The organism is Spirulina major PCC 6313 (assembly GCF_001890765.1).
Lineage (GTDB): Bacteria > Cyanobacteriota > Cyanobacteriia > Cyanobacteriales > Spirulinaceae > Spirulina > Spirulina major.
The window spans coordinates 3205924-3229446 of sequence record NZ_KV878783.1; the positions used below are offsets into that span (position 1 = coordinate 3205924).

General features: G+C 54.6%; 18 protein-coding genes. 9 read left to right on the top strand and 9 right to left on the bottom strand.

Going from position 1 to position 23523, the window contains the following annotated elements:
• Window positions 1-4 precede the first annotated feature (4 nt).
• From SPI6313_RS14035 to SPI6313_RS14065, 7 genes are all read left to right on the top strand, one after another.
• Window positions 5-1102, top strand: coding sequence for a TIGR03032 family protein (locus SPI6313_RS14035; RefSeq protein WP_072621559.1), 1098 nt, complete (start codon window positions 5-7; stop codon window positions 1100-1102).
• A gap of 142 nt (window positions 1103-1244) precedes the next feature.
• Window positions 1245-3233: a DUF4114 domain-containing protein gene (locus tag SPI6313_RS14040; protein ID WP_072621560.1), complete on the top strand. Its 1989-nt coding sequence runs from the start codon at window positions 1245-1247 to the stop codon at window positions 3231-3233.
• On the top strand, window positions 3233-4000 hold the full coding sequence (locus SPI6313_RS14045; protein WP_217650611.1) for a biotin--[acetyl-CoA-carboxylase] ligase: 768 nt from the start codon (window positions 3233-3235) through the stop codon (window positions 3998-4000). The genes SPI6313_RS14040 and SPI6313_RS14045 overlap by 1 nt, the downstream gene beginning before the upstream one ends.
• Before the next feature lie 202 nt (window positions 4001-4202).
• Entirely contained in the window at window positions 4203-5681 is a 1479-nt protein-coding gene (locus SPI6313_RS24030) for a M23 family metallopeptidase (protein ID WP_217650612.1), read from the top strand.
• A gap of 174 nt (window positions 5682-5855) precedes the next feature.
• Window positions 5856-11618 carry a translocation/assembly module TamB domain-containing protein gene (locus tag SPI6313_RS14055; RefSeq protein ID WP_072621562.1) on the top strand — a complete coding sequence of 1921 codons (5763 nt, stop codon included), beginning with the start codon at window positions 5856-5858 and terminating at the stop codon, window positions 11616-11618.
• Between the two features lie 426 nt (window positions 11619-12044).
• Window positions 12045-13733 (top strand): sensor histidine kinase, encoded by a 1689-nt coding sequence (locus SPI6313_RS14060; RefSeq protein ID WP_072621563.1) that lies wholly within the window; start codon window positions 12045-12047, stop codon window positions 13731-13733.
• A 73-nt stretch (window positions 13734-13806) separates the two neighbouring features.
• Window positions 13807-14634, top strand: coding sequence for an ABC transporter substrate-binding protein (locus tag SPI6313_RS14065; protein WP_084669036.1), 828 nt, complete (start codon window positions 13807-13809; stop codon window positions 14632-14634).
• An 87-nt stretch (window positions 14635-14721) separates the two neighbouring features.
• Here SPI6313_RS14065 and argS read toward each other — a convergent pair whose 3' ends face one another.
• From argS to SPI6313_RS14080, 3 genes are all read right to left on the bottom strand, one after another.
• A complete protein-coding gene (gene argS / locus SPI6313_RS14070; protein ID WP_072621564.1) occupies window positions 14722-16776 on the bottom strand; it encodes an arginine--tRNA ligase in 2055 nt (684 codons plus the stop codon).
• Between the two features lie 100 nt (window positions 16777-16876).
• Window positions 16877-17605, bottom strand: coding sequence for a cytochrome b/b6 domain-containing protein (locus tag SPI6313_RS14075; protein ID WP_072621565.1), 729 nt, complete (start codon window positions 17603-17605; stop codon window positions 16877-16879).
• 106 nt (window positions 17606-17711) lie between these two features.
• Window positions 17712-18263 carry an Npun_F5560 family protein gene (locus SPI6313_RS14080; protein WP_072621566.1) on the bottom strand — a complete coding sequence of 184 codons (552 nt, stop codon included), beginning with the start codon at window positions 18261-18263 and terminating at the stop codon, window positions 17712-17714.
• A 117-nt stretch (window positions 18264-18380) separates the two neighbouring features.
• On the opposite strand from SPI6313_RS14080, the gene SPI6313_RS14085 reads away from it, so the two are divergent.
• Complete coding sequence (locus tag SPI6313_RS14085; protein WP_072621567.1) at window positions 18381-18599, top strand: DUF1049 domain-containing protein; 219 nt, start codon at window positions 18381-18383, stop codon at window positions 18597-18599.
• 15 nt (window positions 18600-18614) lie between these two features.
• Window positions 18615-19370 carry a hypothetical protein gene (locus SPI6313_RS14090; RefSeq protein ID WP_072621568.1) on the top strand — a complete coding sequence of 252 codons (756 nt, stop codon included), beginning with the start codon at window positions 18615-18617 and terminating at the stop codon, window positions 19368-19370.
• Here SPI6313_RS14090 and SPI6313_RS14095 read toward each other — a convergent pair.
• The 6 genes from SPI6313_RS14095 to cpcA all read right to left on the bottom strand — a co-directional run bounded on the left by SPI6313_RS14095 (window position 19367) and on the right by cpcA (window position 23494).
• The gene (locus SPI6313_RS14095) at window positions 19367-20008 is read right to left on the bottom strand and encodes an LON peptidase substrate-binding domain-containing protein (protein WP_072621569.1); all 642 of its coding nucleotides are present in this window, start codon (window positions 20006-20008) and stop codon (window positions 19367-19369) included. The two genes, SPI6313_RS14090 and SPI6313_RS14095, sit on opposite strands and share 4 nt — an antisense overlap.
• Window positions 20009-20113: 105 nt before the next feature.
• On the bottom strand, window positions 20114-20749 hold the full coding sequence (locus SPI6313_RS14100; protein WP_072621570.1) for a C-phycocyanin alpha-cysteine-84 phycocyanobilin lyase subunit CpcF: 636 nt from the start codon (window positions 20747-20749) through the stop codon (window positions 20114-20116).
• On the bottom strand, window positions 20746-21558 hold the full coding sequence (locus tag SPI6313_RS14105) for a C-phycocyanin alpha-cysteine-84 phycocyanobilin lyase subunit CpcE (RefSeq protein ID WP_175551223.1): 813 nt from the start codon (window positions 21556-21558) through the stop codon (window positions 20746-20748). The genes SPI6313_RS14100 and SPI6313_RS14105 overlap by 4 nt, the downstream gene beginning before the upstream one ends.
• A gap of 21 nt (window positions 21559-21579) precedes the next feature.
• Window positions 21580-21855: a rod-capping linker protein CpcD gene (locus tag SPI6313_RS14110; protein WP_072621572.1), complete on the bottom strand. Its 276-nt coding sequence runs from the start codon at window positions 21853-21855 to the stop codon at window positions 21580-21582.
• Between the two features lie 179 nt (window positions 21856-22034).
• Complete coding sequence (locus SPI6313_RS14115; RefSeq protein WP_072621573.1) at window positions 22035-22889, bottom strand: phycobilisome linker polypeptide; 855 nt, start codon at window positions 22887-22889, stop codon at window positions 22035-22037.
• Between the two features lie 116 nt (window positions 22890-23005).
• Entirely contained in the window at window positions 23006-23494 is a 489-nt protein-coding gene (gene cpcA / locus SPI6313_RS14120; RefSeq protein WP_072621574.1) for a C-phycocyanin subunit alpha, read from the bottom strand.
• Window positions 23495-23523 lie beyond the last annotated feature (29 nt).

Here is a 23523-nt window from a genome sequence, read left to right on the forward strand (position 1 = left end):
CTTCATGAGTGAACCCAATCCCCCCCTCGCGGTCAGTTGTTCCCGCCATGCCTTAAATTGGCTGGCGGAACAACGGATCAGCCTCACCTTCACCACCTACCAAACCAACCGGATTTTTTTCCTGGGCATGAAACCCGATCAGACCCCCTCGATTTTCGAGCGAATGTTTGATCGACCAATGGGACTTTATGCCACCCCAGAGCGGATTTATCTCGGCTGTCGGTTTCAGGTGTGGCAACTGGACAATTGTCTCCAAGCCGGCGAAACCCATAACGGCTACGACAAAGTGTATGTGCCGCGTGTGGCCCATACCACGGGGGATGTGGATATTCACGATCTTGGCTTGACCCGCACCCAGCGCGTCTTATTTGTGAATACCCTCTACAGTTGTCTGGCGACGATCAGCAACCATTACAGTTTCATCCCCCTCTGGCAGCCGCCGTTTATCACCAAGTTGGCCCCAGAGGATCGCTGTCACTTGAATGGCTTGGCCTTTGAAAAGGGTCAACCGGCCTATGCAACGGCGGTGAGTCGGTCGGATGTGGCGGCGGGGTGGCGACAGAAACGCCATCAAGACGGCTGTGTGATTGATATTCGGCGCAATGAGGTGATGTTGGATACGCTTTCGATGCCCCATTCGCCGCGTCTGTACCAGGATCGCCTCTGGGTACTCAATTCGGGGACGGGGGAGTTTGGTTATATTGACCCAATTTGGCAGCGGTTTGAGGCGATCGCATTTTGTCCGGGATATTTACGCGGTTTGGCCTTTCACAAGGACTGGGCGATCGTGGGAACATCGAAGCCACGGGGCGATCGCACCTTTTCGGGCCTTGCCCTCGATGATGCTCTCACTGCTAAAAATGCTGAAGCTGTCTGTGGCCTGATGATCATTAACCTCAAAACGGGCAATATAGATCATTGGTTACAGCTTGAAGGCGTGATCACGGAGCTTTATGATGTCCAAGTTCTCCCCGGTGTTGTCCGTCCTATGGCTCTCGGTTTCAAAACCGACGAAATTTGCACCCTAATCACCATGGGAGCACCCCCGGCGGAAAAGAAGCGATCGCAACTTTTCACAGAAGGCGATCGTCCCTCACTCTAAACGCCCAAAGGTTATACTTTGCTCATCAATGATGGTCTACGCTGTTATTCTCTAACAAGATAAATTTTAAAGACCCCACCGCTCAACCCCTCCCTCACCTCAACCCCCGTCCATTGCCAACCCTCTACCTCCTTCAAAAGCCATGGTTCAAAAATTTATTGTTGAAAATGAATCTAACGTCACGGCCGTCGAGGGATTTGACCTCAAAGTCCCCACCTTTGTGGACTGGGATGGAGATGGAGATTTTGATCTCGTCATCGGCCATAACAAGGCCTCCGATGCTCCCGCCAACGCCAGCGACGTTAACGACAGTGCCCTCCTCTACTTCACAAACGACGGCACCGGGGTTTTCACGAGGCAGACCGGTAGCGCTAATCCGTTTAATTCCCTTGAAATTAAAGACACTGGCAACCCAGCCCTCGGTAATGCCTTCACTGGGGGGCCGATTCAAGGGGCGATCGTAGACTTCTTCGATGCCGATGGGGATGGCGATCTAGATATGCTCGTCGGCGGATCATACGGCAACCTCTATTTTTACGAAAACGATCCCGCCGCCAACAGCACCACCCAACCCTTCGGCACCGCCCTGCCCACCGGCGAAAACTCCAACGTCACCGCTACGGACAACAAGCTGTTAGGGGAAATTGTCGGGACGACGGCCTACGCCGCGCCCCGCTTTGTGGATATTGACGGCGACAAAATCCCTGAGCATCTCTTTATCGGTCACTACAATGCGATCGATTATTACATTAATGACAGTAACACCAGTGAAGTCAATTTTGTCAAACAAACAGGGACAGCAAATCCCTTCAATGGCATTGATTTAACCGATTCCGAGCGGGATAATAATCGTGTTGTACCCTACTTTGCGGACTTTAGTGGGGATGACATTTTTGATGCGTTTGTTGGCTCAGAAGATGGGAGTATTCGTTATTTCTTGAACACCGGCACGAATACAACGCCTGTGTTTGAAGAGCAATTTGACGAAAACAATCCCTTTAATGATTTGATCATCGGTACAGGGGATCAAAAGCGGATCGCCCCGGCCTTTGCAGATATTGATGGGGATGAAGCGATCGAGGCCTACGTTGGTACAGATGGTACGAGTGACCCGATTTTTGCCTTCGAGAACTTCACAGAAACGGGAACGAACCCCACAGATTTCCTGTTTTATGATGATATATCGCAGCGCTTTGTCTTTGGGCCATCGGGGGTGAGTGGTAGTAATTTAAAAATGGATATTGAGGGAGCACCTTCCTCCCGAATTTCCAATATTAAACTCATCTTGAAAGATAAGGTGGGCACACCCCTTGCTAACGGAACTCTGGATGCTTTTTTCCTGTTGCCGGGGGGCTTTTTGCCGAACAACTTTGCGGCTCCCAGCCCGGTTATTATTGATGAAGTCACACGGGCATTAGGGGGGTCTGATGTGACGGGGGTTAACTTTGAATTTGGCGTGCAGTTATCCGGGTCAAGCAGCTTAACCTTGTTTGACCAGATCACCTCGTCGAGTACGGGAGTGTGGCAACTCCGATCGAGTAGTGCTGAACTCAGCGGCCTGACGATTACCCTGCGGCAAACCACCGAAATTGATCCAACGTCTAGTAATGGTGTGGTGTGGCTGTGGAATGATCCCGGTGTAAACGGGGGGGTTGAGGTGATTGATTTAACGGGGGCATCCGGGTTAACGGCAACATTTTCGCTCTTTCGGGAGGCGGTTTTTAATAATGTGTTTGGTCTGTATCGGGTGGATGATCCGCTGACGGGGGCGATTAATGGGTTAACGCCGGGGAGTGCTGGCTATGCCCGCGCTGCGATTGAAAATCGGGTGGCGGGTCTGGATTTAACGGTGAATAATAATTCCACCAGTGGCGGTAGTGCTACAGGGTTTGGGGGGGCGTATTATGCGCCGTTTATTCTGGCGGGGGCGACGATTGATGAGTTCCTGGCGGATAATCCGAATAATGAAATCGATCGCAAAAATCAAGCCTATTTTGCCTATAATGCGGCGAATCCGGATGGTCAAGATCACCTGATCATGCTGGGGAATAATATCTTCGGGTTTGAGGATCTCTCTGGTGGGGGTGATTTTGACTATAACGATATGGTAGTTCAGATTGATTTTGCCTAGTGGATTGGTTCGATCGCGCCCTATTTGAGGCGGCTTGGTTAACGCTGGCGGGCGGGGCTGAATTGCCTCGGTTGCGGGTGGTGGAGCAGGTGGATTCGACGAATCGGATCGCCTGGGAGTTGGCAGCCGAGGGGGTTCCTGGGGGCGCGATCGCGCAATCCCAAACGGCGGGCCGGGGGCAATGGGGGCGGGTGTGGCAGTCTGAGATTGGCGGGTTGTATCTCTCTTGGGCGATCGCGATTTCCACCCTGCCGCCGCTGCTGGTGACGCTGCTCAGTGCTGGGGGCATTGCGCGGCAGTTGCGCGATCGCGCTGTGCCGGTGTGGTTGAAATGGCCCAATGATATTCTGCTGCATGGGCGTAAATTGGGGGGAATTAAAACCGAGGTGAATCCAAGGGAGGCGATCGCCGTCGTGGGGGTCGGTCTCAATTGGTGTAATCCTGTTCCGGCAACGGGGATCGCCCTCGCCACCGATCCGGATGCTAGGGTAGCGAGTTTGGAAGAGTTAGCAGCGATCGCGATCGTCGGCATTCAACAGGGCAACCACTGGGGCCAGACGCGACCAATGCCGGACGTGCTCGCCGACTATTGGGAACTTTTAGAAACCAAACATCGATCTGTATCCGTAGCCGGAGCGCCCGGTCAAGTGATCGGCATTACACCCACGGGAGAATTACGGGTACGCTTACAGGGAGGACAAGCCCACACCGAGTTGAATTGTCCACCGGGAGCCGTGCAAATTGGTTACCCTGACCCGTTCCCTTGATCCCCATGCCCCAAAGATTCAGCCGCATCCTTCTAAACTGACGACCGCGCCCGTCATAATTCGTAATCTATGGCGTAAAATGCGAAATCGTATCCCAACACGTCAGTCCATCCATTCACGACACCCTCGACAAGGAGAGATCATGCGCCAAACCCCACGTCCACTGTACGGACTTCTTCGCAATGCCCTGCTGATGCGTAGCGTGAGCTGGATCGGAGGGTTGAGCCTCCTCAGCGGTGGGTTGGCTTGGTCCCAAACCGATACCTTTGTGGATAATCTCGGTGGTGTCGCTGCGCCGGTTCCAGTGGCCCAAACCCCACCCCCTGCGCCCCAACCGGTGCAAACGGAATTGGTGAAGCCGGCCAAAGTGGAGACCGCTGCCCCTGCGCCCGCGCCCCAACCGGTGGCCGCGCCTGCACCCAAACCCCAGCCCGTGGCCGCCCCTGCCCCTGCGCCCCAACCCACACGCACGGCAACCCCTCAACCATTACCCGCGCCAACGGTATCTGTGCCGGATCGCCAGCCCGCTTCGATCCCGGCGGCATTACGCGATCGCCCCCCCGTGGCCAACCAACCGAGACGCGCCACCCAAACCTATGTAGATGTGACCACCTACGGGGCTGAATCCCCCGCCACCGCCGCCCAACCCTCCAACCGACCGCAGCTTCGGCCCCAAGTGGTGGTGAGCGATCGCCACAACGGCTGTCAAACCCAAGTCAGCAACGGCCGCCTTAGCCAAGCTAGTTGTGGTGTAACCCCAGAGCGCACCGTACGCCGTCCCACACCGCCACCCGCCATGGCCGTACCGGGTCGGCTCCAACAAGCCCCCCGCCTCGCTCAACAGCGACCCCCCGCTCCCCTCCAGCGCCACAATAAACCTGGCCGCAGCTACTCGATTCACGAAGTCCCCCAAACGCCCCTCGCCTACCTCAACCGGGGTCAGAAAGCCCTCAGTCGTCCGGCGGCCTATCCCAACAACAACAATCGCGGCCTGCTCTTCCCCCTCGCCATTCCCAGTTCAATCAGTTCGACCTTTGGCTGGCGGCTGCATCCCATCTTTGGGGAATGGCGGATGCACACCGGCACAGACATCGGTGCGCCCCAAGGTACGCCTGTGCTCGCCAGTTATCACGGGCAAGTGGCGATCGCGGAATACACCGGCGGCTACGGTCAACTGGTCATCCTCCGCCACGAAGACGGAACCCAAGAATCCCGCTACGCCCACCTCTCGGAAATGTTCGTCCAAGCCGGCGAATGGGTCGAACAGGGCGACGTGATCGGCCTTGTGGGTAACACTGGCAACTCCACCGGGCCCCACCTGCACTTTGAATGGCGACACCTGATCGGCGGCGATTGGGTTCCCGTCGATGCGGGGCCGCACCTGAAATGGGCCATGGCTGAAATGCAGCAGGTAATGACCAGCGGCCTCACCCCCGAAGAACGCGCCAAAGCCGAACTGGGTAAAATTGCCCTCGGCAGTGGTACGTTAATGCTCCCCAAAGCCGACGAACTCCAACCCCAAAAAGCCCTGGATGATGTCGGTTTTGCCACCGAAGCCGGAGACACAACATCGCCCATCCCCATTCAACCCGCCACTCAACCCCTCTATCGCCTTGATCCCCAATCGGGTCAAGCGATTAAATCCACCCCTAATCCTGCCCTCCTCAGTCCAAACCGATAACGGGAGGCAACGGGGGAATCCTGTCAGCGGGGAAGCTTCGGTCAGCCCAGGCCAATTGGTGTAACTCTCGTCGTGAATTCACCTCTAAGGTTGTGGAATTGCGCTCACCGGCAGCGGTTTCACCCGTTTTGGGCCCGTTTTGTGTTAAACCGTCTGGAATGTGGTGCTTGACCGATGACAGACCAAACTCCTGAGACTCAACCGAATCCCCCTGAACCCCGTCGCCGCCGTTGGATCTGGTGGCTCATCTTTGGGATGGCGGGTTCTGGCTCGGCGTGGATCGTGCTGTGGGTTATCGTGCAGCAACTTGTGCAACCGTTTATTGCCCAACAAGTCGCTAACACCCTCGAACGGCCAGTGGAGTTAGGTGCGGTCACTCGCCTATCTCCCACCGCCATTCACTTCAACAAGACTCGCCTCCCTACCACCGCCGACGATGCGGATTATGCCACCACGGAAGCCGTCGCCGTTCGGTTTAATCCCCTTAAGGTGATTTTTGAGCGGCGGCTTGAACTGGATATCACGTTTGCGGATGCCACGGTGTATGTGGAGCAAGACCGGGATGGTCAATGGATTAATATCCCGACGATTGAAGAGGGAAACTTGCCGATCAAAATCCGGGTGGTGGCGGTGCGGGTGGATGGGGCGATCGCATCAGTGGTGCGCCGTAATCCCGATCAGAGTCAGCGATCGCCCCTCGTCGCTCAGGTGAACAGCGGCAATTTATTGATCAATGGCGGTTTGGACGATCTGCAAGTCACCCAATTGCAAGGCAGTCTTGCCGAAGGGGGGCGGTTTCGGGTGCAGGGGGAATTGGGGCTAACGTCGGGGTCGTTGGATACCTTGACGGGAACCTTAGCCGCGACGATGCAAGGGGTCGATATTCCCCAAGTGATGCGGCTGATCCCGCCGTTACCCCTCAACACCACGATCCAGACGGGAACGGTGGGGGCAAATGTCACCCTCACCTTACAGGGGAATCCCTTTAGTTTGGCAACATTGCCCACCCTAGAGGGCGTGGGCCGGGTTCAGGATGTGACGGTGCAGGTGGAGGGGGTGAAATCGGTGGCGCGGTTGGCTAATGCCAAGCTGCGGTTTCAGGGGGATCAGGTGTTGCTTGATGGGGCGACGGCGCGGCTGGGCAGCGTGCCTGTGGGGTTGGGTGGGGCGGTGTCCTTGAGTGGCCAGAATGATCTGCAAGTGAGCCTAGAGCCGGTGGAGGTGACGCGGCTTCTTGATGCGGTGTTTGAAGATTTGGAGTTACCGATCGCACTGCAAGGGGCGATCGCGATGACGGCCCAAGTGCGGGGGCCGTTGGAGGATTTGGGAATTGGGGGACAGGTGCAGGCGGCCTGTGTAACGGCCTCGCCCTGTCTGCCGTTGCGGGTGGATCGGGTGGGGGTGCGATCGCTCAACGCCGACTTCATTGCCTCGGTGGCACAACAAACCCTCAGTGTCGAATCCTGGACGTTGATTCCGGACTTTGGCGGCAAGGTGACGGGGAAAGCGATCGCCACCCGCAAAGACCCCGAAAACCCCATCGCCCTCCTTGAAACCCAATGGGAGCAAATCCCGATTAATCGCGCTCTCCAAACAGTTCAAGTTGCGACCCCCGTTGCCCTCGGCACCACGTCCGGCAACGCCACGGTGAGCCTTCCCCTCAATAATTGGCAAGCCGCTCAGGTGTTGCTCAGTACGGATCTCCTCGGCGGTCGAGTGCAAGTGGGCAATGTGGGCTTGACAGAGAACACCTGGCAAGCCACTGTTTTTGCCCAACAGTTGCGCCTACCGCTGGATTTGCCCTTGGGGGCAACCGATGCCCGCCTGCGGGTGGGGGGACGGTGGGAGGCGCTGAATTTAGAGGCGATCGCCATCACCGGCCAAACCCAAACCACGATCGGCGCAGGACGGCTAATCATCCCACAACTGCAACTGGCCGGGGGGCAATTCGTCGCCCAACTCCAAGCCCAAAATGTGGCGGTGCAACCCTTTGCGGCGCAACTTCCGGCGCAACTACAAGCCTTTCCCTTGGGCAATTTTAACGGTCAAATCACCGTTGCGGGAGCCTTGGCGGGGCTGCGGCCGACGCGCTTGGTGAGTCGCGGCGCGATGGGGGTTGGCATTGCGGGCGGGACGGCGCAGCTTTTGGGGTTAGGGTTGCAGGGCGATCGCCTCACCGCTACGCTCCAAGCCCAGAATTTAAACACGGCGCAACTGGCGCAACTGTTTCCGCAACTGCCGCTGAATCGCTCGGCCCTGGGGCGATTGGCGGCAGAGGTACAGGTGGCAACGCCTTTTAGTGCGCTGTTCCGGGGTGGCTTGTTGGGGATTTGGGATGGGTTGCAGGTGCAGGGAACGGCGATCGCATCTGCTTTGGGGGGAGGGACGGGGAATGTGGCGTTTACCCTCCGCGATCGCAACTGGACAGCCCAGGTGCAGGGTGAGGGGATCAACTCGCGGCAACTGTTACCGCAACTTCCGGCCGCCTTGGGGCAATCCTTGCAGAGCCGCGTCACCATGACCGGCGTGATTCCCCGTCGCTTCACGGTGGAAACCCTGCAACTCCAAGGCCAGGGCACAGCCCAGATGGGGCGCGATCGCCTCGCCATCCCACAATTTAGCCTGCGCGATCGCACCCTCACCGCTCGCCTCTTGCCGGACAATATCACCCTTGCCCCCTATTCCAACCTGTTACGGGGACAACTCACCGGACAATTGGATGTTCGGTTACCCCTGTTTGATCTCGCCCAATTCCAAGCCCAAGGCGCGGTGCGATTCAGTGAGGGGTTAATCGCCGTGCGCGATCCGATTGATGCGGAGTTTGGTTGGCAAGACGGGCGGCTCACCCTGAATCGATTGCAGGGGGGTGAACAATTGACGGCCCAGGGCTATCTTCAGTTTAATGTGCCTCGCCTGTTGCGGGGGCAACTCGATGCGGCGGTGGTGCAGCGGGTGGATTTGGGGGTCATCGCCCAGAATTTGGACTTGGCCGCCTTGCCGGAGGTGGCGGCCCAATTTGTCACCCTCCCGACGGCGGCGGCCTGGGCAGATTTGCGGGGCTTGACCAGTTTTGAAGGCCGGATTGCGGGGACATTAACCGCGCCCCAGGTTGAGGGAGATCTCAGCTTGGTGAATGTGGCGGTGAATCAGTTTCAGCTTGACCCGATCTTGACGGGGCCGGTGTCGCTGCAACCGGGGGGCAGTGAAATCGCCCTGCGGTCTGAGCAGGAAGACGGCGATCGCATCCTCGTCACCCTCAACGCTAACTATCGCCCCACCACCTTTGATCTCCGCCTGGATCAACTGATCGCCACCGGGCGCACGGAAAACAACATTCTCACCGCGTCCCTGACTCAATTTCCCCTCGCCCAAGCCAAACCCTTTTTACCCAACGGCCTCCTGCCACCCCTGATCGCTGCCCAACCCCTCGCGGGGGATCTCACCGGAAAATTTACCGTTGATTGGCGCAATTGGGGCGTGGCGGGGTCTGTCGCCATTGAAAAACCCGTGGTGGGGCAACTGCGGGGCGATCGCTTCACGGGGGATCTGCAATATGTGGGGAATGCGATCGCGCTGCGGGAGGCTCGCTTGCAAACCGGCAGCACCCTCTACGAGATCAACGGCAGCCTGATCCCCACCGGGCCAGAGCCACGGGTGGACGGTACTGTGGCGATCGAAAATGGCCGCGTGGAGGATATTTTTGCCGCCTTAGACCTGGTGAAATTTTCCGACCTGCTGCGGATTAGCAACACCTTCGGCCAGCCTGCACTGGGTCAGGCGGCGGATCTCAATACCTTGGGGGTGGGTCGTCCCGATGATTCCCTCGGCGATCGCCTCAGTCGATTGTCAGAAATTCGCGCTCTCAACGAACTACGCCGCCAAGACAGTATCGATGCGTTGCCGTTTCCGGGTTTGGATGCGATCGCCGGTTCCTTTAGCGGAGCCGTTACCCTGTCCGGTGCATTAAGTGAGGGCATTGGCGGCCTCAATGCCCAAGTGGAACTCAACGGCAGCGATTGGCAATGGGGCGCATACCAAGCCGATACCGTCACCTTGATCGGCAGTCTAGCCGAGGGAATCGTGACCATTCGCCCCTTGGAACTCCAAACCGCCGAAGGCGTGCTAGCCCTGGCCGGAGTCTTCGGCAATGATGAAATTACTGGCCAGTTGCAAATCAACGACTTCCCGATCATCACCCTCCAAGATCTGCTCCCCCTCCCACCTGCCATTGGTTTTGGCGGCACAATTAATGTAACAGCCACCCTAGGGGGCGATCGCGCCAACCCCCGCCTGCTCGGCCGCGTCAACATCCTAGGGGCCAGCGTCAACGAAACCCCCATCGACACCGCCACCGCCAACTTTAGCTACAACAACGCCAAACTCCGCTTCAGCGCCACCAGCACCCTCATGGCAGACGGAACCCCCCTCACCGCCGCCGGCCAATTTCCCTATCAACTGCCCATCCCCGGCACTCTTCCCCCCAGCGATAACCAAGCCACCCTCACCGCCAGAGTCCAAGACGACGGTTTGGCCATTCTCAACATCATCAGCCGCCAAAACCTGATCTGGCAAGGCGGCAGCGGTGATGTCAACGTGGATATTCGCGGCCAGGTTAACCCCGATCGCTTCGCCCTCGAATCCCTCGTCGCCGACGGCAGCATCACCATCACAGACGGGGTACTGGGGTCAAAACTCCTCCCCGAAACGATTACAGACCTAGATGGGGTCATTTCCCTCAACTTTGACCAGATTGATATTGAGTCGATCACGGGGGACTTTGGGGGCGGCTCCCTCACCGTGGCGGGCAGCCTTCCCACCTTCCAACGCCAAGCCCTAGAGAATCCCTTAACCGTGACGTTGGATCAGTTGGCGATCGCTCTTCAGGGCGTTTTTTCCGGCGTCGTCGGCGGCTCAGTCCAAATCCTCGGCACCGCCCTCGCCCCCGAAATCACCGGCAACGTCAACGTCACCAACGGCAATGTTCAACTCCTCGGCGCAGCCTCCCTCAGCGGTGCCGCCGGTGACAGCCCCACCGCAGAACCCAGCAATGGTTTTTTTGAATTTCGTGATCTACGCCTCATCCTCGCCGATGATTTCCGGATTCGGCTCTACCCCATCCTCGATCTCGTCGCCCAAGGAGATCTCGTCTTAAACGGCAGCTTTAGCGACCTACAGCCCGATGGTGTCATTGATCTCAATTCCGGCTATGTCAATTTATTTACCACCACCTTCCGCCTTGACAGCAACTACAACAACGTAGCCGTGCTCAACCCCCTCAACGGCCTTGATCCCTTCTTAGATTTACGCCTTGTCGGGTCTGTGATTGAAACAAGTCGGCGCACCTTTGCGGTGGAATCCCTCTCCGCTGAGGTCAGTGATAGTCCGGTCGGTGTCGGAGGCATTCAAAATCTAACGGTACGAGCCGATATTAACGCCACCGCCTTTGAACTCGCCGAAACCCTCCGCGCCACCGCCCAAAGCGGCACACGTCCCCGCCAACAACTCATCGACCTCAGCAGCAGCCCCGCCCGCAGTGATACAGAAATTCTCGCCCTCCTCGGCGGTAGTTTTATCAACTCTGTTGCCGGTGGTGATAACACAGCCCTAGTGGGAGGGTTAGCCAACATTGCCGGGACAACCTTGTTTGGAGACTTGCAACAGACGATTAGTGATGCGTTGAGCTTAAGTGAATTTCGGGTCTTTCCGGCTCAAGTGTTGAATGAAGACAGCACAACGGGAACCTTGGGAATCGCCGTGGAAGTGGGCAAAACGATCGCTAATGATTTTTCCCTTTCCGTGTTGCAGTTTATTACCCCACCCGGCCAAGAAACCCGGTACAACATCCGCTATCGCATCAATGACAACTTGACGATTCGCGGCTCTACGGATTTCCAAGGAGATAGTCGCGGCTCGATTGAGTTTGAAACACGCTTTTAACCGACATATCCCAGGGGACTCAATCAAGAATGCGTCAGTGGTTAAGCGGCTCGTTAATCATCCTGTACAGATTAGAAGCCCCTCGCCCCGTGGGAGAGGAGTTTGGGGTGAAGGTAATGGGTGAACAAGCGGGATCGAGAGTTAATATTGATCTTGTATGGGTCAACTTGACCTTCCACAATACCCCCTAGGGGGTCTTTTGTCTCATTGAGTCAACTCTAGATCAATGAGTTAGTTTTGTCTCGTTGGGTAAAGGTCTTTTGATGATCACAAAATGATAGGGGATCTACCAAAATGTTGAATTAAACACAGTCCCTTAAAACCAACTCCGATATGCTCGAAGACTCACCTGTTTTAATGCGAACGTCTTGCACCATAACGTCTTCATCCTCTTCACCATCAGCGTTACATTATTCAAACTTTCCCTTGTCTTTCCTCACCCATCAGTTTCATCGCTTAAAGATCGGTCAGAAGATCTATTTGGGCTATGGCATCGTTTTGAGCATTGCAGTGATTGGTACGATGGTCGGCTTGATTGTCGGGAATCGTGTCCATCATCAAGCCCAACAACAACTCAGTAATGCCACTCAAGAAGGCCGACTCCTAGCTCGCCTGCTCTTCATCACCAGCCAATTTCAACCCCAGCAGGAATTTGTACCGGTACTGCGCAACCCCCAACGGTTACAGCAAGCAATCGAACAATTTTCGACCCGAGTCACCACCACTGAATCCATTTTAGAGACACTCACGAGCCATCGAACCTCTCAACACAGTGTCCAAACTCAACAATTTTTGACAGCCTATGAGCGCATCTTTCAAGACTATGTCACCGCCCAAACTGAAACGTTAGCTCAACTTGAAGCGGGGATCGACAATACCATAGATATTGATCAAGCGATCGCAGCCTTAAATCAATTTGCCACAGCGCCGGACGCAATTCGTTTTTTCCGCTATTCCAGGGAAATTGATAGCTTACTCGATGCGGCTGCGCAAGAAATCACGATCGCCGAAGCCAACTTTGAGCGGGCGAATGATTTACGGTCAAGTATTATCTTAGTGAGCATCACTCTCTCGGTGATGTTGGCTTGTTTATTAGCCATTGTAACGGGAAGAGGCATCATCAATCCGATTCGCCAAGTGACAAACGTGGCCCAAACAGTGACGGAAACGGGTGATTTTCAGCAACGAGTCCCTGAACAATGGGGACAAGATGAAACGGCTATTTTAGCCGCTGCATTGAATCAACTCATTGCCTGGGTTGATAAATATACTCAGGAATTAAACCAAACTCAAGCTCAACTCATTCAAACGGAAAAAATGTCAAGTTTGGGTCAGATGGTGGCTGGTATTGCCCATGAAATTAATAATCCTGTTAATTTCATTTATGGTAATTTGCCCCATGTGTCTACCTATACTATTGATCTCCTTGACCTTGTGGACTCTTATGAAGAGGAAATGCCGCAGGCAACGCCCACCATTCTTGAAAAACGAGATGAGAGTGATCTTGATTTTTTGCGAGAAGATTTACCTAAGATTTTACAGTCCATGCAAGTGGGTGCAGATCGGATTCGACAATTGGTTTTATCGCTGCGCAACTTTTCCCGCTTAGATGAATCGGAACTAAAACCCAGTGATATTCATGAGGGCATTGATAATACGTTGATCTTGCTCAGTAATCGCCTCAAGCGTGGCATTAAGGTGACGAAAGACTACGGTGATTTACCCTTAGTGGAATGTTTTCCAGCGCAACTCAATCAAGTGTTTATGAATTTGATTAGTAATGCGATTGATGCTCTGCTCGATGATGATTCAAAATCTCAGAAAGAAATCACGATTAAAACATCCTGTGATCAGGGTAGGGTGAAGGTTGCGATCGCTGATAATGGCCACGGCATTCCGGAGGCATTACACCATCAACTTTTTGATCCCTTTTTCACGACGAAGCCGGTGGGGAAAGGTACGGGGCTTGGTTTGGCGATTTGCTACCAAATTATTCAGAAGCATGGCGGCCAGATTCGCTTGGTGTCTCAACCCAATCAAGGCACAGAATTCACCATTGAGTTAGCGCAAACTTTCAAGCCATCTACATCTGAAACCGTTGATTCTGCGGCTTAATCGCGATCGTTCATGCCATTCCTTTTAATCCTTACGTTCTCTTGATTATTCTTTGCATAACAGATCTAGTACCATGAACTCTAAACTCTATTCTCGGCGTTTGTTTTGTCAGTTGGGTATTGGTTTTACCCTGAGTGTAGCGATCGCTGCCTGTAATACTCCATCGGAGCCGGAACAGACGGAAGCAGCCCCGTTAAAAGTGGGCTTGAATGTGGGGAATGTCCCCTGGGAGTATGAAGATGAGGCGGGGGAATTAGTGGGGTTTGAGGTGGATTTAATTGAAGCGATCGCCACAGCTTTAGATCGTGAAATTGAATTCATTGATATGCCGTTTATTGACTTATTCCCAGCCCTACTCTCGGAGCGCATTGATGTTGCGATCGCATCCATTACAATTACCGAAGAGCGTCTTGAAACCTTAGATTTTGCCCAGCCCTACTATGACAGCGACCAATCATTAACGGTGCGATCCGATAGTGAGATTGAGCGTCTAGAGGATATGGCGGGCAAGGTTGTCGCGGTTGATAATGGCTCGACGGGTGATCAATGGGTAACTGAAAATCAAGATCGCTATCAGTTTGCTGAAATTGTTCGGTATGAAGGGTTAAATCCTGCCATGGAAGACTTAGCCGCAGGTGCGTTTGATGGGTATATTTCCGATCTGCCAGCGACGACCTATTATGTTCAAGATCATGATGATTTAGCGGTTGTCGAACGCATTCCGACAGGAGAACAGTACAGCATGATGTTTGCGAAGGGTAATCCATTGCGGGATCAATGTAATGAGGTGATTTCGACGTTGAAACAAGACAATACTCTGGCCGCAATTCATGAAAAATGGTTTGGTGTTGCGCCTGATCCTGATACATCAACGGTGGTTGTAAAACCCGTGCCGGAGTGAGCATGAATCTTTGAGATTTCTGAAGATAAAAACCTCCCTGAAGGAGGGAGGTGGAAGAGAACAAAGCATTGCTGGAAAAATTCGGGGCTACATCCGATCTAAAACAGGAATGCCGAGGAGGGATAAGCCCAATTCTAGGGTACGGGCGGTGAGGGTGCAGAGCATTAATCGTGAGGTGCGGACGGGTTCCTCGGCTTTGAGGACGGGGCATTGCTCAAAGAATTGATTAAACTTTTGGCTCAATTCAAAGAGGTATTGACAGAGGCGATTGGGTAACAAATCCTGTTCCACTTCCGTGAGCACATCTTCTAATTGCAAAATATGTTTGGCGAGGACTAATTCTGCTGCTTCGGTTACTTGGATGGCAGCGGCGGGGGATGGTTCTGGGGGGGCAGGGTCTGGGGTGAAGTCTAAAAATTGCGATCGCCACTGCCGCAATTGTGCCCATAATTGTTGCCGGCCTCGGTACAACAGGAGCCGCCGGAACCCAAACCAGAGGGTACAGCCAAACCCGATGAGGCGCATTGTTTCCGCCAGGAGGGGTAGGGTATGTAGTTCGTGGTGAACCCGAATCGAGGCATCGAGGGCAACAAAGGCCGCCACTGCGATCGCAACTGTCCAGGCAAGCACCGACCACCGCACCCCAGAGGATGCGCTCTCTTCCTGCCATGTCGTCAATGCCCCAACCCCTGCCCGCGCTTTGCGAGTAATCCCTTGAATGCGCACATAGGCATAGAGGAGATAGGGGGAGGTGTTGCCCTGGAGCGAGAGCATTTTGTCGTAGCTGAAAATGTAGTTACTGGTGCGGTTTTGGCTGAGGTCGGCATATTTGACGGCACTGAGTCCCACGGTTTTCGCCACCTGTTGTTTAAAGGCTTCGGTTTCGGTGCGGCCTTCGGCGGTGAGACGTTGATCCAAATCTGCATAGGTGCGTCGTACGGCTTCATCTAAGAGATCCTGAAGGCGCACCGTTTCCCCGGAGCGGGTTTTTAACTTTTTGCCATCTTCCCCCTGCACCAAACCAAAGGGGACATGGATGATGTCAATCTGTTCCGGCAAGATCCCGGCTTTGCGGGCCACTTGGAAGACTTGGGTAAAGTGGTTCGCTTGACCGGCATCGGTGACGTAGATGATGCGATCGCCCTCATCCTGACGAATCCGATACTGCAACGCCGCTAAATCCGTCGTCGCATAGTTAAACCCACCATCGGACTTTTGCACGATCAAGGGTAGGGGTTTACCGTCCTTATTGGTGAAGCCATCGAGAAACACACATTTCGCCCCTTGATCTTCTTCGAGCAGCCCCGCCGCCTCTAGGGTTGTGATCACATCCGGCAAAAGCGGATTATAAAACGACTCGCCCCGTTCCGTCAGTTGAATATCCAACAAATCATAGATCACCTGAAATTCCCGCCGGGACTGCTCACAGAGTAATTGCCAAGCTCGCCGCGCCTCTTCATCCCCCGCTTGTAGCTTCACCACCGCTTCCCGTGAGGCCTGCTGAAACTCGGCATCCGCATCAAAGCGTTGTTTGGCTTTTTTATACAGTGCCACCAAATCACCGAGATCCAAGGCATCGGCGGTGGTGAGGGCTTCGGGATAGGCTTCTTTTAAATAGGTGATCAACATCCCAAACTGTGTCCCCCAATCCCCCACATGATTAAGGCGCACCACCTCATGACCGCGAAACTCTAAAATTCGCGCAATGGAATCCCCGATGATCGTCGATCGCAAATGACCGACGTGCATTTCCTTGGCAATATTGGGGCTAGAAAAATCGACGATCGCTCGCTGTGGTGTTTGCGTCGGCTCCACTCCCAAACGTGGATCGCCATACCGTTGCGTCAGTTGCGCCGCGATGAATTGGGGCTGAATCCGGAGGTTAATGAAGCCTGGCCCGGCAATTTCCGGCGGTTCGCAGAGGTGATCCAGTTGCACCTGATCGAGGAGGGTTTGGGCAATGTCGCGGGGTTTGCGTTTTAAGGGTTTGGCGAGGGGTAACGCGGCATTGCATTGATAATCGCCAAATTTAGGATTACTCGCGGGCACGACGAGGGGCGTGGGCGGTTCGACTTCATCGCCGAACGCTTGATGAAATGCTGCTAAAAATCGGGTGTTGAGTTGGTCTTGAATCGAGGTCATGATCGGCTATGACAAGGGCAGGGTACGAAGCACGCTCAAAAGTTGCACGTATGGAGATCGTATCCTATCACCTGGTTGCCTGCGCTCAAGATGCTGCGGCCTAGCTGGTGGGGCCGAATTCTTTCCACAAGGATAATCCCCAGCCCAGAATCACCATCAGCAAGACGGTGGTTTCAAGGATTTTTAAGGGGAGCGATCGCGATCGCCACGCCTGGGCAATATTTGACCGCCACTGTTGCCGCCAGGTCATCGCATGACCCCACCATAAACGCGGGCTATCCTTCGGGCGATAGGGCCAGCGCCACACCGAAACGAGGAGCGGCACGCCCCCCACCTTTGCCGTCATCAGCAGATGAAAGGCGATCGCCCCCAGCATCACCGCCCAGGACAGCAAATGGGCAAAATACCAAAAATGATCCAGTTCTCCCTGGGGTAACCATTTCTCGCTCATCATCTTGCCGGAAAACACCGCAAACCCCAGCGCCACTAAAATCATCGTATTCGCAAAGCGGTGCAGGGTATACCAAGCAATGGGGGCGGGAATTTGTCCCACTTTGGCGAGAAAATCTGGCTGCACCAGACGCTTAGACCCCCGATGCACAGCGTAGATCAGCAACACCGGCAACAACAGCAACGACCACAGGCCAAAGGTGCCATGAATGCCTTCAACCTCCTGCCAACGGGGCCAGCCTAAACTACCCCAGCGGCGATCGTAGACTTCATAGGTCCAGTAGGCGGTGACCATTGCGCCGAGGGTCGCCAAGCCAGTGCCAGCATGGATAATGCGCAGGAGCAGAGGTTGATAGAGGTGGGAAAACTTCGCAGACATGACAATCCTGAAGATGGATGTCTTGTATTGTGGCAGATTCTCAGGCTAGCTTACTATCAGTAGATTCTCGAATCTTTTTGGGCCTGGCACAGCGGGGGCGGACTCGCTACACCGTGCCGAAACTGGGAATCGGGCCGGGGGTGGGTTTACCAAAGGCGGGAAGATCGACTTTGTTGGTGGTGCGTCGAGTTTTCACAGCGAGGCGGTAGCTGACGCTTTGGAGTTCAACATGGAGTTGGCGATTTTCCCGCTGGATACGTTCGATTTTGTCTTTGATCGGTACCATGCGCTCTTCAAATTTACGGCGGTAAATCGTGGGCATTTCTTGGAGGGCGTGTTCGAGCATGCGGCTGCGATCGCTCAATTCCTGCACCGAATGCCGTAACTGGTGGATTTCTTGATCGCGGCTGGTGATCTGCTGTTGATAAAAGGTGACTTGTTGCTCCACTTCTTGCAACTGTTCTCGGAGCATGCGCATTTCAGCCTTGTGACGGTCGGAGACATCGGGCTGGGGCATAAATTGCGTGTTGCCCTTGACCAAGCGGAAAAGTTCTTGGGAAAGTTGCTGTACCAACTGGTCACGGGTTTGCAGTTCGTCTTTGAGGTGGTTGATTTCGCTGCGCAGACTGTTAACGTTGGTGGGTTCGGGGTTACTCACGGCAATATAATGACCTGAATCGGGGTTAATGTGGGCAAGCTAGAATATTTACGGTCTATTTTAATGGCTTTGCTTAGAATTGCACATCAACAGCGACTATTCTGAATCGAGGTGGGAATGAGGGCGATCGCAAATTTACTCACAGCAATCCTGATCGGAGCTTGGCTGATCGCCGTGGCCACCCTCTCGATTCAAAACGTGACCCCCCTTGCCGTCCGGTTTTTAAATCTTCAGTCTGTGGAGATTCCCTTTGGGGTTTTGCTGACCTTTGCCGTGGTGGTGGGACTGGTGGTGGGGATGGTGCTACCGATCTTCGCGTCCCGTTCGCCTCGCTAGGGGGTGCTGATGAAAATGGTGGTGAAGCCAGTCGCCGCAACCCAACGCACCGTCACCCGCAGCGAACGACGGGGACAACGCCACATTATTCGGATCACCACTCTCCCCCCTGTTGCCACTCATGCCCGGTCTGAGGGTGTCCGTCAACGGAGCCAAAATAATCCCCGCTGGCGGTTGTTGTTGGTGTGGTTGATCGTCAGCGTGTTGGTGAGTGGGGGCGGGGGCATTAGTGGCCTATGGTTGACGGAACGGTTTCCGGATCAAGACTGTCAAACGCCGATCCCGCTGCGATCGCAGAGTAAGCAATTGTATTGTCAGCAGGTGATGGCGGTGGCGGGGGATCTGGATGTGGGGCTTGAGATTCTGACGGAGGTGAGCCAATGGTCGCCCCAACATCCCCTCTATGCGGATCAGGCGGAGTTATTGCAGGTTTGGTCGGATTGGGCGATGGATCGGGCGGAACAGCGGTTAGCGGCGGGGGATCTAGAGGGGGCGATCGCCATTATCCAGCAGATCCCCGATCACAGCCCCCGCTATGGTGTGGCGCAGACCCATATTGCCCAATGGCGGACGGCATGGCGGGAGGCAACGGAACGAGAACAGACGTTTGAGGGCGCGATCGCCCGTCAAGATTGGCAAGGGGCGATGGATCAAATCTATGCCTTGTCCCAATCGCCCCTTCCCTATTGGCGATCGCAACGCACCGATCAACTCTTGATCCAACTGCGCCACCACAAAGCCACCCAAATAGATCAAAAGAACCCAAATTAACTCGGCAGCACATCTTTGAGGGCAGTGCGAGCGGCGAGGTGGTTGCGAGTTGAGGTGAGAATTTCGGTTTCCCGGTCAAGACGGTCTTTGGTATCTTGCATTTCGAGTAAGACCTGTTGCTCCGCCGCGACTCCGTAGAGATTACTCGCCACCCAATAAGACAGTTCAAGGGGGAGGTTGGGCAGATCGTCGGGTAGTTCGATTTTTTGGTCGGTGAGTTTGGCTGAAAGATGGACCACATCTTGGAGCAGTTGCTCCACATCGGTGGCCAAGGGGCGTAGATCCTTCTCGGTGGGATGGTCGTCAATCCATTCAACGAGGCCGACCCGATAGGGTTTTTCGCGCACATATTCCAAGACACGGAACCGCTGCTGACCCAAGGTGATCACTTTCATCCGGTCGTCTTGGAGACGCTGGAAGTGAATGATTTCGGCACAACATCCAACCCCTGAAATTTGCCCCTGAATCGGATCAAACATTAAGACTCCGAAGCGGCGATCGCTTTCCAGAATCGTATTCATCATGATCCGATAACGGAATTCAAAGATATGGAGAGGCAGCGGTCGCCCCGGAAACAACACAACATCGGGCAGGGGAAACAAAGGCAATTCGCGAACAGCGATGGAAGAGGATGTCATGACCCGAATTAGTGATGATCGAATATCTAACAATGCAGTCTGTTCATACTTTAACGAATTCTCTGATTCTCTTGCCAAAACAGCATGCAAAATCCGTTCTGCCCCTCAGGTGAGCGCTTGAATCGCCCAGGATAAGCGGGCTTGGACACCAATTTCGGGTTCTTGGGGGAGGCGATCGCCCAAGACCGCCAGCACCGGATCGCGCCAGTGGGGTTGACGCTGGGCTAGTTCTTGCAGACCGGCGATCGCGCCATAGCGCACCACCCATTCCTCATCGGTAAGCACCGTGGTCAGGGCGGTAAAAACCTTCTGCTGGGCCGGATGTTGCGCCTCAATCGGTAAAGCCGACCAATTTAAAAAACCCAACCCCTTCGCCGCCGCCCGCCGCACACTCAACGCAAAATCCGCTTGGGCCGCATCTAACAGGGTATCGAGGGCACGGGGATCGCCAATTTGGGACAGGGCGCGGTTCGCCCAGGCACGCGCTCCGTAGTCATAGCCATCCAGGTTATCGAGCAGAGTGGGAACCGCGATCGTGCCAAAGCGCACTAAGCCGTCCACCGCCGCCACCGCTGCCCCCGGATTATTAAACCCCAACACTTCAATCAGTTTCGGAATCACCGCCGGATCATGACTTGCTCCCAAGGCCCGCACCGCCCCGACCAAGGCATCGGCAGAACTGGCATTGTCAATGGCTGTCAATAGGGGCTGAATTGAATGGGTTGTGGTGTCAGAGGTCATAGCAAGCTATCCATGAGGGCCATCACCTGTTGACTCTCCGCCGTTAAGGAGGGCGAATCAGCGGACTGTTGGCGGAGATGATTTTCTAACAGGCCTTTGAGGGCGATGAGTTTGAGGCTGTTTTCGGCGAAGGTTTTGGCGATCGCCTCTGCCCCGGCCAGATAGGTGGTCGCACCGAGATCAATCAAGGCCGAACGCCGCAGGGGAAGTTTATTGGCTTGGAGGCCGCGCACGAGGCGATCGCCGTAGTGGGGGTCTGCCGTCAGTTGGTACAGGGCCCGCGCCGCCGCGAATTGCACTTTTTCCACAGGATGTTCTAAAAACGGCTCGATCAGTGGGATCGCCGTTGTCGCCCCCAACGTACCCAAGGCTTCGATTATTGCTTCGTAGGGGTGGATGAGATGGGGTCGCCCCGGTACGGCAGTGGCAACATTAATCCCACCCGTTAAAAAGGCGCTCAAGGGTGCGATCGCTGCTCCATCCCCCTGCATCTCCAGCGACTGGGCAGCGGCTTCCCGCACATAGTAGTCGTCACAGTCTAAACAGGCAATTAATGCCGGAACAATGCGCAGGTCTTGCACTTTTCCCAAGGCCCGCGCTGCATTCCGTCGCAATGGATAGCCCCCATCGGGAGAGCGATCGAGTTCATCCCCCAGCGCCGCTAAAAGCCCCTCAATCGCGGCTGGATCTTGCACTCGATGTTTTCCTAACCACCAAGCTGCATAGTAGCGATCGCCCAAATGCTCCGTTTGTTGAAGATTGGCGATCGCCTGTCCAGCGGTATAGGGACTGGTATTGGACTCATCCACCGCCATAGTTATCCTTACGATTTATTCTTCAGACGCTGCGGGTTCCGAAGCTGGCGCAGGCGCTGCTCCGTCCACCGCTTCAATCTTGACAATCTTACCGCCTAACCGGTTGATGCGCTGCATCTCATCACTCATGCGACGATAGGGAACGGTCAAAACAACGGTTCCACTACGGCGAATTGCATATTGTTGGCTACTCGTCGCCGCATTTTGACGGAGCCCCGACACTTCCACCCGGTAGATCCGACTGCCGGAATTTTCAAGGGTGGCTGTTCCTAAAGAGGCTTGGTTATACATTTTAAAAACTCCGTTTCAATAGTTATGACTCATCAACTGACATACTAGTATTGATGGCAAGCGATCGCTTACCATCAATACTCTGGATCACCTCAAGAGCGAACGCGACGGGTAAACATCAAAAACATTGAGCCTGTTTGTGGATGGCAATGCCCGGCTGCGATCGCCCTTGTGACTCCTTAGGCAGGACGGACACTGACGATCTTGCCGCCTGAACGGAGAATTTGTTGGATGCGATCCGACAAATTCTCATAGGGCACCAAGTAAGCCGTATTGCTGCGACGAATCACCGGGCGCAACTGGCGACCAATCATCTTCGTCGCTTCAACCCGATACATCCGCGCCCCTTGATTGCCCACGCCACCAAAGGATTTTTGGGGAACAGCATAGGACGCATTTTCATCCGTAGGATCGGCGATCGTAGCCGATTGACCCACCGCCAGTTGACGAATCAACCGCGCATTGGGGCCGCCCACTTGACCGCGATCGTTATTGGCATAGCCACGATACAGATTGAACATGCGCGTAAAGCCCACCGTACGTGACCCTTCTTCAACGGAAAAACCCGTGAAATAGGGAACCACACTGTCGCCAAACTTCCGAGCATACTCTTCACTTTCAAAGTAAGAGTCAATCTCCGCATCATACCCTTCGTCTTCGCAGAGATTGGTATGATACGCCAATTCCTCTTGATCCAAAGGAGCACGTCCTAAGAGATGTTTAAAGTTCAACTCAACAAAACGTTGGTTGTTATTGGCGAGGAAAAACTTTTCTTTATATAAATCGGATTTCGCCAACGCCCGGACAAAGTCACGCACGCTGATATTTCCCTGCCGCAACAGAGACTCTGCTGAGGTCAGCCGTTGGGCTTTCATCACGTAGTCGTTTCCGAACACTTGACGATAAGCCGCACGGAACACCAGTTGAAGATCGTCTTCCGTCCAGTTCGGACGCAATTCAACATAGGTTCCGTCAAAGGCATCGAGACCCAGCCGTCCGGCCGCAGCCAAATTGGAAGCAACTAATGTAGGCATAAACACCTCGTTCTACTACAACAAATGGCTAAAACAATGCCCGGATAAATTGGCAACTGCTAGCTGTGTGTGCCAACACTCGCCGAATTTTCCGGGCAGAAGATTGAGATAGAAAACTAGCTCAATGCGTTGATCGCGTAATCGATGTAGGTGTTAGCTTCATTAGCAGCTTGACCGCTGAGGCCATGGCTAGCTTTGATGAATTTGAGAGCTTCAACATACCAGCTCGGAGAAAGCTCGAAAGAGCGGTTGATTTCATCCAAACCTGCAATCAGGTATTCATCCATGGGGCCGGTGCCACCTGCAACGAGGCAGTAGGTGACCATACGGAGGTAGTGGCCGATATCACGAGCGCACTTGTCTTTACCGCGTTGGTCAGCCGCGTACTGAGCGCCCTGCATTTGAGTGGTGTAGGGGAAGCGTTGGTACACAGCGTTTGCTGCACCATTGATCAAGTCGGTGGACTTGGCGGTCAAGGCGCGAGCAGCTTCCATGCTAGCAGCGGCACGTTCAAAACGACCGTTGGCGGCTTGGAGTTCGGTGTTGCCCAAGAAACGGCCTTGGGAATCAGCGGTAGAGATCGCTTCGGTGATAGGGGTTTTCATCGGTCTAGGATTCTCCTAAATTCTGAGTG

Excerpts from the sequence above, each read along its gene's own strand:
- SPI6313_RS14035 (WP_072621559.1), top strand. The coding sequence starts at position 5 with ATGAGTGAACCCAATCCCCCCCTCGCGGTCAGTTGTTCCCGCCATGCC.
- SPI6313_RS14115 (WP_072621573.1), bottom strand. The coding sequence starts at position 22,889 with ATGCCTACATTAGTTGCTTCCAATTTGGCTGCGGCCGGACGGCTGGGT.
- SPI6313_RS14065 (WP_084669036.1), top strand. The coding sequence starts at position 13,807 with ATGAACTCTAAACTCTATTCTCGGCGTTTGTTTTGTCAGTTGGGTATT.
- SPI6313_RS14055 (WP_072621562.1), top strand. The coding sequence starts at position 5,856 with ATGACAGACCAAACTCCTGAGACTCAACCGAATCCCCCTGAACCCCGT.
- SPI6313_RS14100 (WP_072621570.1), bottom strand. The coding sequence starts at position 20,749 with ATGACCTCTGACACCACAACCCATTCAATTCAGCCCCTATTGACAGCC.
- SPI6313_RS14075 (WP_072621565.1), bottom strand. The coding sequence starts at position 17,605 with ATGTCTGCGAAGTTTTCCCACCTCTATCAACCTCTGCTCCTGCGCATT.
- SPI6313_RS14095 (WP_072621569.1), bottom strand. The coding sequence starts at position 20,008 with ATGACATCCTCTTCCATCGCTGTTCGCGAATTGCCTTTGTTTCCCCTG.
- cpcA (WP_072621574.1), bottom strand. The coding sequence starts at position 23,494 with ATGAAAACCCCTATCACCGAAGCGATCTCTACCGCTGATTCCCAAGGC.
- argS (WP_072621564.1), bottom strand. The coding sequence starts at position 16,776 with ATGACCTCGATTCAAGACCAACTCAACACCCGATTTTTAGCAGCATTT.
- SPI6313_RS14040 (WP_072621560.1), top strand. The coding sequence starts at position 1,245 with ATGGTTCAAAAATTTATTGTTGAAAATGAATCTAACGTCACGGCCGTC.
- SPI6313_RS14090 (WP_072621568.1), top strand. The coding sequence starts at position 18,615 with ATGGTGGTGAAGCCAGTCGCCGCAACCCAACGCACCGTCACCCGCAGC.
- SPI6313_RS14110 (WP_072621572.1), bottom strand. The coding sequence starts at position 21,855 with ATGTATAACCAAGCCTCTTTAGGAACAGCCACCCTTGAAAATTCCGGC.
- SPI6313_RS14085 (WP_072621567.1), top strand. The coding sequence starts at position 18,381 with ATGAGGGCGATCGCAAATTTACTCACAGCAATCCTGATCGGAGCTTGG.